The sequence below is a fragment of the Cupriavidus sp. 01L46 genome (assembly GCF_056399905.1).
Map to the genome: position 1 here is coordinate 1 of NZ_JBFTSF010000036.1, position 19356 is coordinate 19356.

Sequence of the window (19356 nt, forward strand, 5' to 3'; positions counted from 1 at the left end):
GGAGGGGCCCCTTACCGCCAGGGCAGTTTTGCCCCACCCCGCAAGACTTCTTCGACGTCTCGCGCTCCATGGGAGGGCGGGGCGCGTTCATATAAGTGACCGGCAGCCCCCGCAGGGGGATGTCGTATGGCTCTTGGGTGCAAAAACCATCGCCGCCAAATGAAACAGCGACCAACCCCGCAGGGCGATGTCGTATGGCACCTTGAGTCCAAAATGCCACCGCCAACGAAATAAGCAACGCCCCCCAATTTACAAAAAAAAACGGGGCTTTCGCCCCGCTCAAACCCTCGTCGGTCCGGACCTCCGGCCATCAACAACATAGCCACCGGACCGCCGATCACCGATGCTCGGTAAATGGCCCGCCTCTCGGCCAGGCCCGTTGATCTCTATCGAATCAGTTGGTGGTCTTGGCGCCTGCCTCGAACCACTGGCCCAGCAGCGCGYGCTCGTCATCCGTGATCTGCGTGACGTTGCCAAGCGGCATGGCCTTTTGCTGCACCGCCTGCTGGTAGATCATCTGCGCATGCGCCTTGATCTCGTCGGCGGTATCGAGCTTGATGCCCTTGGCGGCGCTCGGCATCATCTTTGGCGCCGCGGCATGGCACTGGATGCAGCGCGAGTTGATGACTTCCTGCACCTTGGTGAAGCTCACCTGCGCGGGCGCTGCACCGTCCTTGCTGGCGACCACCTCACGCGGCACCGGCGCGATCATCACCGCGACCACCGCCAGCACGGCCACGCCGGCAGCGGGCCACGCGACGTTGATCTTGCCCTTGTGCTTGAGGATGAAGAACTGGCGAATCAGCACACCAGCCAGCATGATCAGCACCAGCACGGCCCAGTTGTACTTGTAGCTGTAGGTCATGCTGTAGTGGTTCGACAGCATGGCGAACAGCACCGGCAGCGTGAAGTACGTGTTATGCACGCTGCGTTGCTTGGCGTTCTTGCCATGCACCGGATCCACCGGATCGCCCGCGCGCAGCGCGGCAACCACCTTGCGCTGCCCCGGGATGATCCACACCAGCACGTTGGCGCTCATGATGGTCGCGATCATCGCGCCGGTCAGCAGGAATGCCGCGCGGCCCGAGAACACGTGGCACGCCACGAACGCGGCCAGCGCCACGTAGATCGCCACCAGGATGCCGACGGTGCGGTCGCTCTTGCCGAACACGCGGCAGATGCAGTCGTACACCACCCAGCCCACGCCAAGATACGACAACGCAAACCCGATCGCCGCGCCCGGCGACATGTCCATCACGTTCTTGTCGATCAGGAACGTGCTGGCGTTGAACAGGTACAGCACCACCAGCAGGCCGAAGCCGGTCATCCAGGTGGAATAGGACTCCCAGTAGAACCAGTGCAGGTTCTCCGGCAGCGTCTTGGGCGCGCTCAGGTATTTCTGCGGGTTGTAGAAACCGCCGCCGTGCACCGCCCACAGTTCGCCGCCCACGCCCTTCTCCTGCAGGTCGGGGTCGTCGGGACGGGTCAGGCTGTTGTCCAGCCAGACGAAATAGAACGAGGAACCGATCCACGCGATCGCCGTGATGACGTGCACCCAGCGCAGCAGCAGATTGGCCCAGTCGAGGATATAGCCTTCCATGTCTTGTCTCCTTGATTGCCCGTTGCCGCGCTTAGCTGCCGCGGTAGGTCGAGTACGACCAGGGGGAGACCAGCAGCGGCACGTGGTAATGCGCGCTGGTGTCGGCAATGCCGAAGCGCAGCGTCACCACGTCGAGGAAAGCTGGCTCGGGCAGCTTGGTGCCCTGGGTGCGGAAATAATCGCCGGCGCCGAATTCGAGTTCGTACACCCCGACCGCCATGGTGTCGCCATCCAGCAGGGGCTGGTCGCAACGGCCATCGTGGTTGGTGACGACTGTCTTCAGCGTCTCCTTACGATTGTCGACAATTTTATGCAGGGTAATCGACATACCGGCGCCGGGCGTGCCGGCTGCGGTGTCGAGTACATGTGTGGTCAAGCGTCCCATCCTGTTATTCCTTAGGGCTTTGGGTTGTGAGAGGCGCCGCTGCCTTCACTAGCACCATTTGTGGGAATGGCGCCCGCTCGGTACGTATTTCTAACGCATCCCGGCGCTGGACTGGTGCATGGCGACAATGCTTCGCACCACTCCGGATGGCAACTCAGGAATTACCCTGACTTGTCGAAAACCTAGCTCGGTTTTGTTGACAATATTGCCGTGCTAACCAAATAATTGTCAACAATTTTTGGGGCGCGCCACTCTGCTTCACCCCGCTTACATGGCGCGCTGCTCCCCTCCTCACCGATACGCTGGTGCCAAGATGTCCAAGAGTCTCAAGCTGATCGCCRGTGCCGATGACACCGCCGCCCCGACCGAAATCAAGCCCGCCCGCAAGGGTTCCGTCGAGGAGCGCATGTATCACGAGATCTATGACGCGATCATGGAGCACCGGCTGCCCCCGCGCACCAAGCTGACCGAGCACTCGCTGTGCGAAATCTATGCCACCGCGCGCCACACGGTGCGCAAGGTGCTGGCGCACCTGGCCGCCGACGGCATGGTGGACCTGKAGCCCAACCGCGGCGCCTTCATCGCCAGCCCCTCCACCGACGAGGCGCACGACATGTTCGAGCTGCGCCAGATGCTGGAGCGCGCGGTGCTGGAGAAGCTCGCCGGCATGCGCGACGTCAAGCGCGTGATCGCGCCGCTGCGCAAGATGGTGGAAGCCGAGCGCCAGGCCTTCCTCACCAATGAGCGGCCCAAGTGGATCCGCTTGTCCGCCGAGTTCCATACCGCGCTGGCCGAGCTTTCGGGCAACGCGCTGCTGGTCACCATGATGCGCAGGCTGGTGTCGCGCACCACGCTGATGATCGCCAGCGTCGAGGCGCCGGGCAATAACGCCTGCTCCTTCGACGAACACGAAGAGATCCTCGACGCACTGGAACAGGGCGATGCCGCCCTGGCCCAGAGCCGCATGGCGCACCATCTCGGCGCTTGCGCCGACCGCGTGCAGCCCGATGAACCGGGCAATTTCGATCTTCGCAGCGTGCTGGGTCACTCCACCTAGCAAGTTGTTCCCGCTGCCAACCTGCGGCCAAGGCCCGATTCCTGCTCATGAGAAACGCGTCCCCGACGATGCGACGCAGCCGGAGTCACATACCGAGAGCCACCCCGCCCGGCAGCGTTCCCATCAAATCCAAAGGAGAGGAGACACATTCATGACTAGCGCTAGCACCACGGTCACAACGGACCAAACCAACGAGCGGCTGCCTTCGGGCCGGCTGCTTGCGCTCGGCCTGCAGCACGTGCTGGTGATGTATGCCGGTACCGTCGCGGTGCCGCTGATCATCGGCGGCGCGCTCAAGCTGCCCAAGGACCAGCTCGCCTTCCTGATCAATGCCGACCTGTTCGCGGCGGGCCTGGCCACGCTGATCCAGGCTTTCGGCTTCTGGAAGTTCGGCATCCGCATGCCGGTCATGATGGGAGTGACCTTTGCCTCGGTGGCGCCGATGATCGCCATCGGCTCCGACCCCAACGTGGGCCTGCTGGGCATCTACGGCGCGGTGATTGCCGCGGGGGTGTTCGGCATCCTGGTGGCGCCGCTGATGGGACGCATGCTCGGGCTGTTCCCACCCGTCGTCACCGGCACGGTGATCACGCTGATCGGGGTATCGCTGATGCGGGTGGGCATCAACTGGGCGGCCGGCGGCCAGCCCACCACCCGTGCCGTGATCGACGGCGTGGTCAAGGATGTGCCAAACCTCGCCTATGGCGACCTGGGCAACCTGGGCATCGCGGCGCTGGTGCTGGTGGCGATCCTGTTGCTGAGCAAGTATGGCCGCGGCCTGATCTCCAACTGCGCGGTGCTGCTTGGCATCGTGATCGGCACCCTGGTGGCGATGGCGCTGGGCAAGGTCTCCTTCGAAGGCCTTAACGACGCCAGCGCGATCGCGCTGATCACGCCGCTGCATTTCGGCATCCCGACCTTCGACCTTCCCGCCATCCTGTCGATGTGCGTGGTGATGCTGATCACGCTGGTGGAATCCACCGGCATGTTCCTCGCGCTGGCCGACATCACCGGCAAGCGCCTGTCCAACGAGGACCTGACCCGCGGCCTGCGTGCGGACGGCCTTGGCACCGTGATTGGCGGCCTGTTCAACACCTTCCCTTACACCTCGTTCTCGCAGAACGTGGGCCTGGTGACGGTGACCGGCGTGCGCTCGCGCTATGTGGCGGTGGCCGGCGGCATCATCCTGATCGGCCTGGGCCTGTTCCCGAAGATGGCGCACATCGTGGCCTCGGTGCCGCAGTTCGTGCTCGGCGGCGCGGGCATCGTGATGTTCGGCATGGTGGCCGCCACCGGCATCCGCATCCTGGGCTCGTGCGATTTCAACCGCAACCGTTTCAACCTGTTCATCGTCGCCATCTCGATCGGCTTCGGCATGATCCCGACGCTGGCGCCGACTTTCTTCCAGTACCTGCCCAAGTGGACTGACCCGTTCACCCACAGCGGCATCGTGCTGGGCACCATCGTGGCAGTCGTGCTCAACGTCTTCTTCAACGGCATCCAGTCGCGTGAAGAAGCCATGCGCAACGCCGCGGCCAACTCGCACGGCACGGAATAAGTCCAGCCGGCGGCGGCCGGCACAGTTTCCTGAAGAACCATGACCCTGATGACAAGCCACAACTATCCACGCGATCTGATCGGTTACGGCAGCCAGCCGCCGCACGCCCGCTGGCCGGGCGGCGCGCGCATTGCGCTGCAGTTCGTCCTCAACTACGAAGAGGGCGGCGAAAACAACGTGCTGCACGGCGATGCCGGCTCCGAACAGTTCCTCTCCGAGATCATCGGCGCGGCGGCTTACCCCGACCGCCACATGAGCATGGAGGGCGTGTACGAGTACGGCTCGCGCGCCGGCGTCTGGCGCATCCTGCGCGAGTTCGAGCAGCGCGGGCTGCCGCTGACGATCTTTGGCGTGTCAATGGCATTGCAGCGCCATCCGGACCTGACCCGCGCGTTCGTCGAGCTCGGCCACGAGATCGCTTGCCACGGCTGGCGCTGGATCCACTACCAGGGCATGGACGAAGCCACCGAGCGCGAGCACATGCGCATCGGCATGCAGATCATCAAGGAGCTGACCGGATCGCTGCCACTGGGCTGGTACACCGGCCGCGACAGCCCCAACACGCGCCGCCTGGTGGTGGAGCACGGCGGGCTGCTGTACGACTCGGACTACTACGGCGACGACCTGCCCTTCTGGACCGAGGTGGAGGTCAGCAACGGCGAGACCAAGCCGCACCTGGTGGTGCCCTATACGCTCGACTCCAACGACATGCGCTTTGCCACGCCGCAAGGCTTCAACACCGGCGAGCAGTTCTTCCAGTACCTCAAGGACGCCTTCGACGTGCTCTACGCCGAGGGCGATCCGCAGGGGCTGGACCGCCCCAAGATGCTGTCGGTCGGMATGCACTGCCGCTTGCTGGGCCGCCCGGGCCGCATGCGCGGGCTGCAGCGCTTTCTCGACTACGTGCAGGGCCACGACAAGGTCTGGATCTGCCGGCGCGTGGACATCGCGCGCCACTGGGCCGAAACCCATCCCCACTCCGCACAGAACCACGCATAAGCCGAATCCATAAGCCGAACCATGAGCCAGACCTACACCCTCGACCAACTCAACGCCCTGCCAGCCGCCGACTTCATCCAGGCGCTCGGCGGCATCTATGAACACTCCGCGTGGGTGGCGCAAGCCGCCGCCACGCAGCGCCCCTTCGCCCATGCTGCCGCGCTGRCCGACGCCATGCGCGCCATCGTGGACGGCGCGGGCGATGCCGCCCAGATCAAGCTGGTGCGCGCCCACCCGGAGCTGGCAGGCAAGGCCGCCGTGCGCGGCGAGCTGACCGCCGAATCCACCCGCGAGCAAAGCGGCGCTGGCCTGGACCAGTGCTCCGCGGCGGAGTTCGAGCAACTGCAGTCGCTCAACCGCCAGTACAACGAGAAATTCGGCTTCCCCTTCATCCTGGCGGTGCGCGGCTACGACCGCGCCGGCATCATCGGCGAGTTCGCAAGGCGCGTGAACAACGAACCAGCCGCAGAGTTGCAAACTTGCATCAACCAGATCCACCGCATTGCGCAATTCCGCCTGAACGACTTAGTATCCGGCTGAGCCAAAAAAGCAGCTGTTTCGTCGGCCCCGCGTTATCACTGGTTTGCCACTGATTCGCCACTGACTTACCACTGACTTACCCATGCTGCTGTCACGGGCAGGCGCCGGACCGAGCCCAGGTCCGGCGCCTGCCCGGCACCAAGAAAAGCACCAGAGCCAATAAAGCTAGTAAAGCTAGTAAAGCAAATAAAGCTAATAAAGCTAATAAAGCTAATAGAACCCGTCAGGGACCCAGTACACAAAGAACGCAACGGATCAACCACGGAGAAACCCACAATGCATAAGCAGATCAAGCCGGCCCTCAAGCTGGCAGCGATGGCGGCAGCCCTTTTCAGCGGCGCGGCCATGGCGCAATCGAGCGTCACGCTGTACGGCCAGGCCGACATGTTCGTCGGCGGCGTCAAGAACGTCGGCGCAGCCAACCGCGCCTATGTCGCCAACTCGGGCGGCATGCAAACCTCGTACTGGGGCATCAAGGGCACCGAAGACCTCGGCGGCGGCACCAAGGCCATCTTCGACCTGAACGGCTTCTTCCGCACCGACAGTGGCTCCTCGGGCCGCTTCAACGGCGACTCGATGTTCAGCCGCAATGCATTCGTGGGCCTGCAGAACGACAAGCTGGGCACCATCAAGCTGGGCCGCAACACCACGCCCTTCTTCGTGTCGACCATCCTGTTCAACCCGCTGGTTGACTCCTACGTGTTCTCGCCGATGGTGTTCCACACCTATTTCGGCGCCGCCACGGCCCGTGTGAACGACCCGGGCATCATCGGCGATTCGGGCTGGAACAACTCGCTGCTGTACTCCACGCCGAACTTCGGYGGCCTGACCGCCAACGTGATCTACTCGTTTGGCGAGAAGGCTGGCGCCACCGGCCAGAACAAGTGGGGCGGCAACCTGCTGTACTTCAACGGCCCGTTCGCTGCCACGCTGGCCTTCCAGCAAGTCAAGTTCGACAGCACGCCGGGTGACGTGACCGCGTCGACCAGCCCGCTGCTGGTTGGCTTCAGCAAGCAAAATGCGGTGCAGGGCGGCGTGAGCTACGACTTCAAGATCGTCAAGCTGTTCGCGCAAGGCCAGTACATCAAGTCGGACATCAACAACAACGTCAACGGCGACATCAAGCACACCAACGGCCAGGTCGGCGTTTCGGTGCCGGTCGGCAATGGCAATATCCTGGCGTCCTACGCCTACGACAAGACCAAGAACTCGGTCGCGAACTTCAAGCGCAACACGGTGGCAGTCGCCTACGACTACAACCTGTCCAAGCGCACCGACGTCTACGCCGCTTACTTCTACGACAAGATCACCGACCTGTCGCACGGCGACACCTTCGGTGTGGGCCTGCGCCACAAGTTCTGACGCTTTCCCCTGGTCAACGGGAACGGACATCCGCCCTCCCGCCCAACCCGCCTTTGTGGCGGGTTTTTTTACGCCCCGCCCGCGCGTCGTGCTCAGGCGGCAAGCAGATTGCCGGCGATGAAGTCCACGAAGGCCCTGAGCTTGGGTGACAGCTGGCGGCTGGATGGCCACAGCACCCGCAGCATCGTGCGGTCCTGGTTGTAGTCGTCCAGCACGCTGACAAGCGTGCCTTCGTCCAGCTGGCGCCGGATGGAAATATCCGGCACGCAGGCGATGCCCAGGCCCTGCTCGGCAAAGCACACCTGCGGCTCCAGCGTGTTGGTCACCATGCTGGCCTGCCGCTCGGCACCGATCCCGACCGGCTGGCCATCGCGGTACAGCGGCCACGGCTGCAGCTTGCCGGTGGTGGGGTAGCGATACAGCAGGCGGTCATGGCGGGCGAGATCCTCGGGCTCCCGCGGCAGCCCCGCTCGCCGGAAATAATCCGGCGAGCCGACCATCACCAGCCGGAACGAGCCGATGGTGCGCGACATCAAGCGGGAATCGTTGGGCTCTCCCGTGCGGATCACCGCATCGAAGCCCTCCTCGATCACCTCCACCAGCCGGTCCGAGCAATCGATCTCCAGTTCGACCTCGGGATAAAGCCGCTTGAACTCGGCGAGCCGGTTCATGAACGCGGTGCCGATCGACGGCAGGCTGATCCTCAGCTTGCCGCGCGGCGCGCTCTGCGTCTGCGAGAGCTCCATCTCCGCCGCCTCGACCTCGCCAAGGATGCGCCGGCAGCGCTCGAGAAACAGCGCGCCCTCCGGGGTCAGGCTGACGTTGCGGGTGGAGCGATGGAACAACCGCACGCCAAGGCGCGCCTCCAGCCGCACGATTGCCTTGCTGACCGCCGAGGACGAGATGCCCAGCTGCTGGCCCGCCACGGTGAAGCTGCGGGCTTCCCCGGCCCTGACGAACACGCCAAGCGAACCCAGGCTATCCATTGCCGGCCTCTCCATGATGGCTTCGATGATTCCGATGGCTGACAGGCCTGATTACTGACAGGCCCTGATTGCTGACCGATCTGTCAGATATGTTTGGAACTATAGCCCATTGTTCATTAGTCCCGCGCAGACAATACTCGCCCCATTCTGTTGCCCAGGAAATGGGAAGGATCGACATGCTGACAATGAACAACACCGCGGCCGCAGGCACGGACCGCCTGCCGCTGCCGGCCCTGCTTGCGCTTGCCATGGCGGGATGCCTGACGCTGCTCACGGAKACCATCCCCGCCGGCATGCTCTCCCGCATCAGCGAAGGGCTGGGCGTATCCGAGGCGCTCGCGGGCCAGTTCGTCAGCCTCTACGCCATCGGCTCGCTGGTGGCGGCCATCCCGCTCACGGCGGCCACGCAAGGCTGGCGCCGCCGGCCGTTGCTGCTGGCAGCCCTGGCCGGACTGCTGGTCTTCAATACGCTTGCCGCGCTGGCGCCGGGCTTCGTGGTGGCTCTGGTGGCACGCTTCCTGGCAGGCATGGCCGGCGGCCTGGTCTGGGGCATGCTAGCGGGCTATGCGCGGCGCATGGTGCCGGATCACCTCAAAGGCCGCGCACTGGCCGTGGCCGGCGTCGGCGCGCCGCTGGCGCTGTGCCTGGGCATGCCGTTCGGCACGCTGCTGGGCAACACGCTGGGCTGGCGCGCCGCGTTTGGCGCGATGTCGGTCCTGGCGCTGGCCGTGATGGCGTGGGTCGCGCTGGGAGCGCCGGATTACCCTGGCCAGGCGGCGGGCAAGCACATGCCGGTGCGCCGGATATTCGCGACCCCTGGCGTGCGGCCAGTCCTGGCTGTGCTGGCCTTGTGGGTGATGGCCCACAACATTCTCTACACCTATGTCGTGCCCTTTCTCGTGCCCGCCGGCCTGGCCGGGCAGGTGGATATCGTGCTGCTGGTGTTCGGCGTGGCGTCGCTGGGGGGCGTGTGGATCAGCGGCCTGCTGATCGACCGCATGCTGCGCGTGCTGGTGCTGGCAAGCCTTGCGCTGTTCGCCATGGCCTCGCTGGCGCTCGCCATCGGCGGCAGCCATCCGGTCGTGGTCTATCTGGCCGTCGTGACCTGGGGCCTGACCTTCGGCGGCGCCCCCGCCTTGCTGCAGACCGCATCGGCCGAGGCGGCAGGGCCCGGCGCGGATGTCGCGCAATCGATGCTCGTCACCACCTGGAACCTCGCCATCGCAGCCGGCGGCATCGTCGGCGGCGTCCTGCTCGATACCCACGGCGTCGGCGCGTTCCCGTGGGCGCTGCTTGCGTTGCTGGTTGTGGGGCTGCTGATTGCGTGGGCCTCGCGCCGGCATGGGTTCCCGGCGCGGCCCGACATCGCCTAGCGCGCGGCGCTGCGGGCGCTAGGGCGTCTTGAGYCGCCGGCCGGGCTTGGGCGGCGGCGCCTGCAGGCTCACCAGCAACTGCCCGAACTCGCGGGCGGCCGGCGTCTTCTCGCCATCGCTCCAGATCAGCGCAAAATCCGCTGCCGGCAACGCCGGCAAGCCACACTGGCCATCGACCACCTTCATCCCCGGCTTCAGGTCGCCGCGGATCTGCACCGAGACGCCGAGCCCTGCCAGCACCGCCGTGCGGATGCCCTCCTGGCTTGGCGACGTAAACGCCACGTGCCACGGTATGGAGGTGCCCTCCAGTGCCGCCACGCCCACCTGCCGGTTGACGCACGGCGAGGGCGACAGCGCGAGCGGCAACGACGCACCCGGTGCGATCTCGAAGGCCTGCGCGGCGGCCCACACGAACTGCGTGTGCTGCAGCACCGTGCCGCCCTCCCCGCCGGGCGCCGACAATACCACCGCAAGATCCAGTTCGCCGGCCTTGATCATCGCGCGCAAGTCCAGGTAAGTGCCCACGCTCACGTCGAGACGCACCGCCGGGAATGCACGGGAGAACCGCGACAGCAGTTGCGGCAGCCGCTCGCCCAGGAAGGTTTCCGGCACGCCGAAGCGCACCACGCCGCAAACGGGAGACGGCTGGAACCGGCGCGAAAGCGCATCGAGCGAGGCCAGGATCTGCTCCGCGTGCTGGAGAAAATCGTTGCCGTCCTCGGTCAGGGTCAAGGTGCGTGTCGTGCGGTACAGCAGCGGCCGGCCCACCTGCTCTTCGAGCCGCCGGATCTGATGGCTGACCGCGGACTGCGTCAGGTGCAGCCGCTGCGCCGCGCGCGTGAAGCCGCCGGTTTCCTTGACGGCGACAAAGGCCCGCAACAGTGTCGGATCGAAATCCATGGCTCCGTATTGATGATGAGTGCTAATGAATCGGAAGAAATTAGATCATTTCTATCATAGCGAGGACTCGCCCACAATGTGCGCCAAGATTGGCGTCGAGTACGACGCCATCCGTTCCCCGCAACCGGATTCGCCTGGAAAGCACCATCGATGCGCCTCACTCATTCCCGTAAGAACCAAATGGCACTGGCCGCCGTCTGCCTGGCCGCGCTGATGTTCGGCCTGGAGATCTCCAGTGTACCGGTCATACTCCCCACCCTTGAGCGCGTCCTGCACGGCGGCTTCGGGGACATGCAATGGATCATGAATGCCTACACCATCGCCTGCACCACGGTGCTGATGGCGGCCGGCACGCTGGCGGACCGCTTTGGCCGCAAGCGCATGTTCATCCTCGGCATTGCCTTGTTCGGCGTCGCCTCCCTGATCTGCGGCCTGGCGCAAAGCGCCRCGGTGCTGATTGCCAGCCGGTTCCTCCAGGGCATGGCCGGCGGCGCAATGCTGATCTGCCTGGTGGCGATCCTGTCGCATCAATTCCAGGAGGGCAAGGAACGCAGCAAAGCCTTTGGCGCCTGGGGCATCGTGTTCGGGATCGGCCTGGGTTTCGGGCCCATCGTGGGCGGCATGATCGTTGCCGTATCCAGCTGGCAATGGGTGTTCCTGGTTCACGTCCTGCTGGCCATCCTGACCCTGGCGCTGGTATTCGCGGGCGTGGAGGAGTCGCGCGATCCGCAGGCGGGCAAGCTCGATATCGCGGGCATCGTCACGCTGTCGCTGGCCGTTTTCGGCCTGGCATACCTGATCACGCAGGGCCCGGAGGCCGGCGTCTCCCGCGCCGCCGCGATCGGCATGACGGCCGCGACGGCGGCCAGCTTTGTGGCCTTCCTGCTTGCGGAAAAGCTCAACCCGCATCCGATGTTCGATGTTTCGGTGTTCCGCAGCCGTGACTTCTCGGGCGCGCTGCTTGGGTCCATGGGCATGAACTTCAGTTTCTGGCCGTTCATGATTTACCTGCCGCTTTATTTCCACGGCGGCCTGGGCTACGGCAGCGTGGCCGCCGGTTTGTCCTTGCTGGCTTACACGCTGCCCACGCTGTTGTTTCCGCCGCTGGGGGAGCGGCTTGTGCTGCGCTACCGGGCCGGCATGGTCATTCCCCTGGGCTTGTTCACGATCGGGCTGGGCTTCATGCTGATGAAGCTGGGCAGCAGCCTGGCGCAGGCAAGCTGGCTGACCCTGCTGCCGGGTTCGCTGCTGGCCGGCATCGGCCTGGGCATCACCAACACGCCGGTGACCAACACCACCACTGGCTCGGTCCCCAGCAGCCGCGCGGGCATGGCGTCCGGCATCGACATGAGCGCGCGGATGATCTCGCTGGCGGTCAATATCGCGTTGATGGGATTCATCCTGGTGGCAGGGATCTCTGCGTATCTGAAGCGTGCCTTTCCAGGGGCGCTCGATTCGTTGCAGTTGCGCGCGCTGGCGCAGCGCATTGCCGCGGGCAACCTGGATGCGCCCGGTGCCGCCTTCGCGCAACTGCCCGCCCTGGACCCGTCCGGCACCGCGCTGCATGCGGCGCTGGTCCATGGCTTTGGCTGGGTGATGCTGTACGGCGGGATTGGCGCCTGGGTCCTCGCCCTGCTCAGCCTGATGGTGTTCGCCCCTAGCAAACGAGGGCGTCAGGCGGTTGCCGATCCCGCGGGCCGCTGCGCTTAGAAGTCCACCGTCATCGCCACCTTGAAGGTACGCGGCGCGCCCTGCGTCAGGTAGCCGCCGTAGGTGGATGCCCAGTACGCCTTGTTGGCTACGTTCTCCACCAAAGCCCGCACCGTGTAGCGCTGTTGCGCGGCCTTGAAACGGTAGCGCGCGCCGAGGTCAAAGCGGTTCCAGGAAGGGATGCTGACCTGGTTGGCCACATCCAGGTACTGGCGGCCGGTCTGCAGGTAGCGGCCCGAGACCGTGGCGCCCGCGAGGAATGGCAGGTCCCATTCCGCGCCGACGTTCAGCGTGTAGTTGGGCACGCCCACAGCCAGGTTGCCGTCGTTGGCCGGCGTGCCGGTGCTGGTCAGCTTGGCGTCGATATAGGCGATGCCGGCCAAGAGGCGCACGCCGCGCAGCGGCTCGCCGAAACCGCTCAGTTCCACGCCGCGGTTGCGCTGCTCGCCTGCAATGGAGAACACGCCGCCCTGGGTGATGCCCACCGGTTGCTTGATCTGGTAGACCGCCAGCGTGGCGCCAAATTTGCCACCGTCCCACTTGACGCCAAGCTCATCCTGCCTGGACTTGATCGGCGCGAAAACCTCCGTGCGGTTAATGGCAGAGGTGGGCGGCGTAGGTCCTTGCGCCAGGCCTTCGATGTGGTTGTAGTACAGCGAGACGCTCTGGATCGGCTTGACCACCAGGCCAAACGCCGGCGACGTCGCGGACTGGTTGTAGTCCGCGGTCTGCACGCCGGTGTAGCTGTAGCCGCGCACGCTGATGTTCTGCTGGCGCACGCCGGCCGTGAGCAAGACACGGTCCTGCAGGAAGGACAGCGTGTCCGAGACCGCGAAGCTGCTCAGGTTGGTCCGGCCCGTCACGCCGGGATCATTCATGTTGCCGCCCGCGAGCGCGGTGGGCGGCCGCGCCACGTCGACGGCGTCGTAGATATTGCTGGGGAAGCTGCCGGAGAACTGGTAGGCAGCGCGCTTCCTGGCCTGCATGCCGGACCAGGCCAGGTTGACCCGGTGCTTGACCGGACCGGTCTCGAACGCGCCGCGCACGCCGATTTCTTCCGACGTGGTATCGGCCTTGTAGGGCACGGTCAGGCGCGTGGCCGCGCCGAAACCGGAGCCGCTCACGGTGGGCGAGGAGTAGTTGCCGAACTCGTTGCTGTGGTGCGCGCCCAGTCCCACATAGGCTGTCCAGCGCGGCGCGATATCGACCTCGCCGCGCAGCGTGCCGTAAGTGTCCTCCAGCATGGAGTTGCTCCATGGCTGCGCATAATTGGCGCTGGGCGACGGCACGGCGGGCACCGTGGTGTCGCTCAGGTAGACCACCGAACGCCCCTGGTTGATGGTCTGCTTCTGGTAGCCGAAGTCGGCCGACAGCCTGACCTTGTCGCCCTGGTAATCCAGCCCGGTGGTCAACAGGCGCTGCTGCCGGTTCTCCTTGTCGATCGCGGTGTCGCCACCGCGCGCCATGGCATTCACGCGCACGCCAAAGCGGTTCTGGTCGCCGAAACGCCGGCCGATGTCGACGTGCCCGCCTGCCTGCGCGTCGCTGGTGTAGTCCAGCGTGGCCTGGGTGACCGGCTGGTCCTTGGCGAACTTGGGCTGCAGGTTGATGCCGCCGCCAATGCCGGTGCCGCCCGGCGATACGCCGTTGATAAAGGCGCTTGCGCCACGGAACACTTCCACCCGGTCCAGCCCCTCTACCGCGACCAGCTGGCGCGGCGCGATGCCGTACAGGCCGTTGTAGCCGATATCGTCGCCCGTGAGCTGGAAGCCTCGCACCACGAAGGTCTCGGAGAAATTGCCGAAGCCCAGGCTGCTGCGGATGCCCGGATCGTTGGCCAGCACATCGGCAATGCTGCGCGCCTGCTGATTCTGGATCAGCTCGGCGGTGTAGGCGGTGATGCTGAACGGGACGTCCATCATGTCCTGGTTGCCCAGGATGCCGACCCGGCCGCCGCGTGCCACCTGGCCACCGGCGTAAGCGGGCGGCGACTGGTCGGGCGCGGCATCGGCGCGCACGGTGACGGCCGGCAGGCTCCCTGCGGCAGCGGCCTCCTGCGCGAGCGCGAACGACGGCAGGCCGCCTGCAACGGCGAGCGCCGCCACGATGGGCCGCAGGCTAGCGGCAGGCATGGAAAAGTAGCGCCCGGGGCGCGCTTGGCGCAGGCGGCGTGATGCGGATGGCAAGGTAAAGCTCCCGATGTTCTCTACGCCACGAAGGGCATGTGGCTGACCCAGAAACAAGCCTCCCGGCCCTGGCGGCGAACGTGGCGGATGTGGCGCGCGAGTGGCCTGGGATGTCGGGCTGGATTATTTCAGAACAAATACTGGCATGTAAATCGTAATGATAGTTATTATTATTCGCATGTAAGCGCTTTCGTCATTTAGCCCACATGCTGCATGGCGGTGTGGCTCAGCCGCCTCCCCGGGTTGGCACGCCGGCGATGGCCCAGGCCGACGATTCACGCCGTGCCGGGCAAGGAATCGCGCAGGCCTTGCGCCCCGCGAACTCGCTGGCCCCGGCGGGCCGGGTCGACTTCCCAGCCGCGCGCTTCGAGCGCCTTGAGCGTCTTGCGAAAGGCGATCTGCAAGCGGTCCGAGCGCACCGACACCTCCTCCTGCCAGTCGTCGGGCGTGTGCTGGGGGCAAACCCAGGACAGGCTCGGCACGCACATCCGTTGAATGGCCCAGCACGTACCAGAGATTCCTTCAGCATCGGGATTGTCTTGAGATGGCCGCGAGGGATGGCCAGGGTCGCCAGGGTCGCGAGATTGCCCTGGCGCCGAAGGGATCCCTCGCCGCCAGACCAGTGGCGCGTTGCACGCCTCGCGCGCTGCCGGGCGGCGCGCGCCGCACCATGGCGGTTCGACCGGATTGGGCGCCGCTGGTTTCGCCGGTACCGCGACGCGGCATGGATTTGCTGCGGTGCGATAGAGACAAACTACCGGAATTCGGGATCGAAAGTCGCTGCTTAATAGGGCGATTCAATTGGCGGGCCTGCGCCCGCGTGCCTAAATTTAGGTTCCAGGCAACAAGACGGCAACGGACGAGGTGACTCATGCGGCGTGATGCAAAGACCCGGTCGGAGTTGATGGCCATCCTGAACCAGTTCCTCAACAACAATCCAGAGTGCGGCGAGTGCGAACTGCACGCCATGCGAGTTCACCAGCCCGACCACACCGGTTGCAACTGGAGCGCGGAAGTCGATTTCCCGCGCGAAGAGGACGACCATTTGCCAACCCGGCTGGCAGCAGCCAAGTCCATCATCGTCGTGATGCGCGAGCAGTACAACCTGCTGCAATAGCGGCAACGGGAAACGGCAACGGGATCGACGCAGGACAGGTTTTCCGGGCCGGCGGAACTGCTTCACAAGCCGGTCAAAAAAACGGGGCTCCAGAGGAGCCCCGTTCTCATTGGGCGGCGGCCGGCTTGCCGGCCGTGCCGCCGGATCAGCGCACCGCGTTGGCTTCCGCCACCGCTACCGCCGTCATGTTGACGATGCGACGGGTGGTGGCTTGCGGGTTGAGGATGTGCACCGGCTTGGCCGCGCCCAACAGGATCGGGCCAATGGTGACGCCTTGCCCGCCCGTGATCTTGAGCAGGTTGAAAGCGATATTGGCCGCATCCAGCGTCGGCATGACCAGCAGGTTGGCGCTGCCGGCCAGCTTGGTGCCCGGCAGGAAGTGACGGCGCACGTCCTCGACCAGGGCGGCGTCACCCTGCATCTCGCCTTCCACTTCCAGGTGCGGCGCCTCGCGGGCCAGGATCTCCTGGGCCGCGCGCATCTTCCTGGCCGACGGGCGGTCCGACGAGCCGAACATCGAGTGCGACATCAGCGCCACCTTCGGGTGCTGGCCAAAACGCGCGATTTCCTCGGCGGCCAGCTGCGTGATGGCGGCCAGTTCCTCCGCGGTGGGATCGTCGTTGACGAAGGTGTCGGTGATGAACAGCGTGTACTTCTCGAGCATCAGCGCGTTCATCGCGGCGAACACCTTGGCGCCCGGCGCCAGGCCAATCACGTCGCGCACGTGCTCCAGGTGGGCTTCGAAGCGGCCCACGGTGCCGCACAGCAGCGCGTCGGCATCGCCCATATGCATCAGCATGGTGCCGATCAGCGTATTGGAGCGGCGCAGCGCCACCTTGGCCATGTCCGGCGTGACGCCGTCGCGGCCGCGCAGCGCGTGGTAGGCCTCGTGGTAGGCACGGTAGCGCGGGTCGTCTTCCGGGTTGATCAGCTCGAAGTCCGTGCCGGCCTTCAGGCGCAGGCCAGCCTTGTCGATGCGCATCTGGATCACGTGCGGGCGGCCGATCAGGATCGGACGGGCCAGGCCTTCGTCCACTACGGTCTGCACCGCGCGCAGCACGCGCTCTTCTTCGCCCTCGGCATAGACCACGCGCTTGGGCGCGGCCTTGGCGGCCGAGAACACCGGCTTCATGATCAGGCCGGTGTGGTAGACATACTGGGTGAGCTGCTGGCGGTAGGCTTCCAGGTCCTTGATCGGACGGGTGGCCACGCCGGACTCCTCGGCGGCCTTGGCCACCGCCGGCGCGATCTTCTCGATCAGGCGCTGGTCGAACGGCGTCGGGATGATGTAGTCGGGGCCGAACTTCAGTTCCTGGCCACCATAGGCGGCGGCAACGGCGTCGTTCAGCTCGGCTTCGGCCAGGTCGGCGATGGCCTTGACGCAGGCCAGCTTCATGKCYTCSGTGATCTTGGTGGCGCCGCAATCCAGCGCGCCACGGAAGATGTACGGGAAGCACAGCACGTTGTTGACCTGGTTCGGGTAGTCCGAGCGGCCGGTGGCGATGATGCAGTCCGGGCGCGCGGCCTTGGCCACTTCCGGGCGGATTTCCGGCTCCGGGTTGGCCAGCGCCAGGATGATGGGCTTGTCGGCCATGGTCTTGACCATGTCGGCGGTCAGCACGCCAGCGGTCGAGCAGCCCAGGAACACGTCAGCGCCGTTGACGATGTCGGCCAGCGTGCGGTTGGACGTTTCCTGCGCGTAGCGCGCCTTGTTGGGTTCCATGTTGGCGTCGCGGCCCACATAGATCACGCCCTTGGAGTCCACCACCGAGATGTTCGAGCGGGTCACGCCCAGGCTCACCATGGTGTCCAGGCAGGCGATGGCCGCGGCGCCAGCGCCGGAGACCGCCAGCTTGACCTTGGCGATATCCTTGCCGACCACCTTCAGGCCGTTGAGCAGCGCCGCGCCCGAGATGATGGCGGTGCCGTGCTGGTCATCGTGGAAGACGGGGATGTTCATGCGCTCGCGCAGCTTCTTCTCGATGTAGAAGCACTCGGGCGCCTTGATGTCTTCGAGGTTCACACCGCCGATCGTCGGCTCCAGCGCGGCCACGATCTCGACGATCTTGTCCGGGTCGTGCGCATCGAGCTCGATGTCGAACACGTCGATGCCGGCGAACTTCTTGAACAGGCAACCCTTGCCCTCCATCACCGGCTTGCCGGCCAGAGGACCGATGTCGCCCATGCCGAGCACGGCGGTACCGTTGGTGATCACTGCCACCAGGTTGCCACGCGAGGTGTACTCGGCGGCCATCGCGGGATCCTTGGCGATCTCCTCGCAGGCGTAGGCCACGCCCGGGGAGTAGGCCAGGGACAAGTCGCGCTGGTTGGACAGCGCCTTGGTCGCGTTTACCTGGATCTTGCCCTTGGTCGGGCTGCGGTGGTATTCCAGCGCGGCCAGGCGCAATTGCGCTTCAGGACTGTTGGGGGCATGTTGCGGTGCATCACCGCCGGTCTTGCTGGTCATTATGCTCGTCCAGGAAGTGGCCCTGCCAGTGCCCGCCGAGGCCGCGCCGGTCGTATCCGGCGTGGCTTGCCGGAATCTTCCATTGCAGCTTTCAAAGACGGGCTCCGGCGGCTCGGGCCGAAAAATCGAGCCGTCATTCTAGCTCACCCAAGCCCGGCGCGAAGCCCCTCCCACTGGGGCATTCAGGGATTTAAGGCTTTTCGCCGGGCAATTCAGTTTTTACCGCCGCACAGGCAATGCCTTGCTTGTTGCTTGTTGCTTGTTGCTTGTTGCTTGTTGCTTGTTGCTTGCTGCTTGCTGCCTGCTACTTGTCATTCGGGTCCAGCGGCAATGTCACCCGCTGTGGCCGGCCACTCTCCCCCGGAAACTGCACGAAGGCGCTGCGGATCAGGTAGGGCATCGCCGCCTGCAGGGACGAACCCTCTGCGCGGTGGTTCGCCGTGACCTGGTAGACCCGGCGGCCGCTGGCGGCATCCTTGAAGAATACGCGCAGCGTGGACTGGGTGACCGGCACATCGCGCACCGTGGTCACCGGCGGCCAGTAACCCGGGCCACCCCAGCCGTACGGGCCCCAGGGGCGGTAATAAGGCCCCCAGTAAGGGCCGGGATAAAAGCCGGGGCCCCACGGGTCGGCGTAGTTGGTCTCCTGGATCCGCATCAGCCGCGAGTTGCTGTCGTACTCCATGCTGACCAGGTAATGCGCCTGCGGCCGGGCCACCTGCTCGAAGCCGATTCCGGAGAGCGCCTGCGCCAGCCACTGCTCATAGGTCTGGTCCTCGAGCTGCGCCTCCTGGCCGCTGGTGCGATCGAAGGCATAGGTGCGCGGCGGATCGTTCTGCCAGTTGCCTTGGCGGAAGGCCGTCACCTCCGTGGTGACAGTGCTGGCGCAGCCAGACAGCAGCGCCACGCCGAGCAGCGCCGCGCTCGCCATCAGGCGGCCGCCACGCCCGCCTTCGCCGGCTATCCGGCGCCAATCCTTACCAAGCTTCGCCAGCTTCCCGAGCGTCGCCAGCCATCGTTTCGGCATCATGCCCCTCATCGATTCGTTGTCCACGTTGTCCATTGTGTGACTCAGACCGGGCCGGGCCGGCGGAATTCCGCCCCAATCCGCCACCC

Annotated in this window: 16 protein-coding genes; 8 read left to right on the plus strand and 8 right to left on the minus strand. The window is 65.4% G+C overall.

The features are described 5' to 3' along the window. Window positions 1-394 precede the first annotated feature (394 nt). Together AC1DS3_RS09035 and uraH are read right to left on the minus strand one after the other, a co-directional pair. Window positions 395-1600: a urate hydroxylase PuuD gene (locus AC1DS3_RS09035; RefSeq protein WP_477127044.1), complete on the minus strand. Its 1206-nt coding sequence runs from the start codon at window positions 1598-1600 to the stop codon at window positions 395-397. A gap of 31 nt (window positions 1601-1631) precedes the next feature. Beyond that, window positions 1632-1985 carry a hydroxyisourate hydrolase gene (uraH, locus tag AC1DS3_RS09040; protein WP_043344662.1) on the minus strand — a complete coding sequence of 118 codons (354 nt, stop codon included), beginning with the start codon at window positions 1983-1985 and terminating at the stop codon, window positions 1632-1634. A 313-nt stretch (window positions 1986-2298) separates the two neighbouring features. On the opposite strand from uraH, the gene AC1DS3_RS09045 reads away from it, so the two are divergent. The 5 genes from AC1DS3_RS09045 to AC1DS3_RS09065 all read left to right on the plus strand — a co-directional run bounded on the left by AC1DS3_RS09045 (window position 2299) and on the right by AC1DS3_RS09065 (window position 7501). Then, window positions 2299-3042, plus strand: a complete 744-nt coding sequence (locus AC1DS3_RS09045; RefSeq protein WP_477127045.1) for a GntR family transcriptional regulator — start codon at window positions 2299-2301, stop codon at window positions 3040-3042. A gap of 151 nt (window positions 3043-3193) precedes the next feature. After that, the gene (locus AC1DS3_RS09050) at window positions 3194-4600 is read left to right on the plus strand and encodes a nucleobase:cation symporter-2 family protein (protein ID WP_441639512.1); all 1407 of its coding nucleotides are present in this window, start codon (window positions 3194-3196) and stop codon (window positions 4598-4600) included. 48 nt (window positions 4601-4648) lie between these two features. Further along, window positions 4649-5599 carry an allantoinase PuuE gene (puuE, locus tag AC1DS3_RS09055; RefSeq protein WP_441639569.1) on the plus strand — a complete coding sequence of 317 codons (951 nt, stop codon included), beginning with the start codon at window positions 4649-4651 and terminating at the stop codon, window positions 5597-5599. A 21-nt stretch (window positions 5600-5620) separates the two neighbouring features. Then, complete coding sequence (gene uraD, locus AC1DS3_RS09060; protein ID WP_477127046.1) at window positions 5621-6139, plus strand: 2-oxo-4-hydroxy-4-carboxy-5-ureidoimidazoline decarboxylase; 519 nt, start codon at window positions 5621-5623, stop codon at window positions 6137-6139. A gap of 276 nt (window positions 6140-6415) precedes the next feature. Further along, on the plus strand, window positions 6416-7501 hold the full coding sequence (locus tag AC1DS3_RS09065) for a porin (protein ID WP_441639514.1): 1086 nt from the start codon (window positions 6416-6418) through the stop codon (window positions 7499-7501). A gap of 92 nt (window positions 7502-7593) precedes the next feature. On the opposite strand, the gene AC1DS3_RS09070 is transcribed toward AC1DS3_RS09065, so the two are convergent. Continuing rightward, window positions 7594-8487, minus strand: coding sequence for a LysR family transcriptional regulator (locus AC1DS3_RS09070; RefSeq protein WP_441639515.1), 894 nt, complete (start codon window positions 8485-8487; stop codon window positions 7594-7596). A 176-nt stretch (window positions 8488-8663) separates the two neighbouring features. Here AC1DS3_RS09070 and AC1DS3_RS09075 point away from each other — a divergent pair, with 176 nt between their 5' ends. Then, window positions 8664-9860: an MFS transporter gene (locus AC1DS3_RS09075; RefSeq protein WP_477127047.1), complete on the plus strand. Its 1197-nt coding sequence runs from the start codon at window positions 8664-8666 to the stop codon at window positions 9858-9860. An 18-nt stretch (window positions 9861-9878) separates the two neighbouring features. On the opposite strand, the gene AC1DS3_RS09080 is transcribed toward AC1DS3_RS09075, so the two are convergent. Continuing rightward, a complete protein-coding gene (locus tag AC1DS3_RS09080; protein WP_441639517.1) occupies window positions 9879-10760 on the minus strand; it encodes a LysR substrate-binding domain-containing protein in 882 nt (293 codons plus the stop codon). A 180-nt stretch (window positions 10761-10940) separates the two neighbouring features. Between AC1DS3_RS09080 and AC1DS3_RS09085 the strand changes: the two genes are divergently transcribed. After that, window positions 10941-12470 carry an MFS transporter gene (locus AC1DS3_RS09085; protein WP_477127048.1) on the plus strand — a complete coding sequence of 510 codons (1530 nt, stop codon included), beginning with the start codon at window positions 10941-10943 and terminating at the stop codon, window positions 12468-12470. Here the strand turns inward: AC1DS3_RS09085 and AC1DS3_RS09090 are convergent. Together AC1DS3_RS09090 and AC1DS3_RS09095 are read right to left on the minus strand one after the other, a co-directional pair. After that, a complete protein-coding gene (locus tag AC1DS3_RS09090) occupies window positions 12467-14602 on the minus strand; it encodes a TonB-dependent receptor (protein ID WP_441639519.1) in 2136 nt (711 codons plus the stop codon). The two genes, AC1DS3_RS09085 and AC1DS3_RS09090, sit on opposite strands and share 4 nt — an antisense overlap. A 329-nt stretch (window positions 14603-14931) precedes the next feature. After that, entirely contained in the window at window positions 14932-15138 is a 207-nt protein-coding gene (locus AC1DS3_RS09095) for a hypothetical protein (RefSeq protein ID WP_441639520.1), read from the minus strand. Window positions 15139-15527: 389 nt separating this feature from the next. Here AC1DS3_RS09095 and AC1DS3_RS09100 point away from each other — a divergent pair, with 389 nt between their 5' ends. After that, window positions 15528-15773: a hypothetical protein gene (locus AC1DS3_RS09100; RefSeq protein ID WP_441639521.1), complete on the plus strand. Its 246-nt coding sequence runs from the start codon at window positions 15528-15530 to the stop codon at window positions 15771-15773. Between the two features lie 145 nt (window positions 15774-15918). Here AC1DS3_RS09100 and AC1DS3_RS09105 read toward each other — a convergent pair whose 3' ends face one another. Together AC1DS3_RS09105 and AC1DS3_RS09110 are read right to left on the minus strand one after the other, a co-directional pair. Beyond that, entirely contained in the window at window positions 15919-18240 is a 2322-nt protein-coding gene (locus AC1DS3_RS09105; RefSeq protein ID WP_477127049.1) for an NADP-dependent malic enzyme, read from the minus strand. A 304-nt stretch (window positions 18241-18544) separates the two neighbouring features. Continuing rightward, window positions 18545-19171 (minus strand): DUF4136 domain-containing protein, encoded by a 627-nt coding sequence (locus AC1DS3_RS09110; RefSeq protein ID WP_441639570.1) that lies wholly within the window; start codon window positions 19169-19171, stop codon window positions 18545-18547. Window positions 19172-19356: the final 185 nt, after the last annotated feature.

Excerpts from the sequence above, each read along its gene's own strand:
- uraH (WP_043344662.1), bottom strand. The coding sequence starts at position 1,985 with ATGGGACGCTTGACCACACATGTACTCGACACCGCAGCCGGCACGCCC.
- AC1DS3_RS09050 (WP_441639512.1), top strand. The coding sequence starts at position 3,194 with ATGACTAGCGCTAGCACCACGGTCACAACGGACCAAACCAACGAGCGG.
- AC1DS3_RS09070 (WP_441639515.1), bottom strand. The coding sequence starts at position 8,487 with ATGGATAGCCTGGGTTCGCTTGGCGTGTTCGTCAGGGCCGGGGAAGCC.
- AC1DS3_RS09090 (WP_441639519.1), bottom strand. The coding sequence starts at position 14,602 with ATGCCTGCCGCTAGCCTGCGGCCCATCGTGGCGGCGCTCGCCGTTGCA.
- AC1DS3_RS09100 (WP_441639521.1), top strand. The coding sequence starts at position 15,528 with ATGCGGCGTGATGCAAAGACCCGGTCGGAGTTGATGGCCATCCTGAAC.
- AC1DS3_RS09110 (WP_441639570.1), bottom strand. The coding sequence starts at position 19,171 with ATGGCGAGCGCGGCGCTGCTCGGCGTGGCGCTGCTGTCTGGCTGCGCC.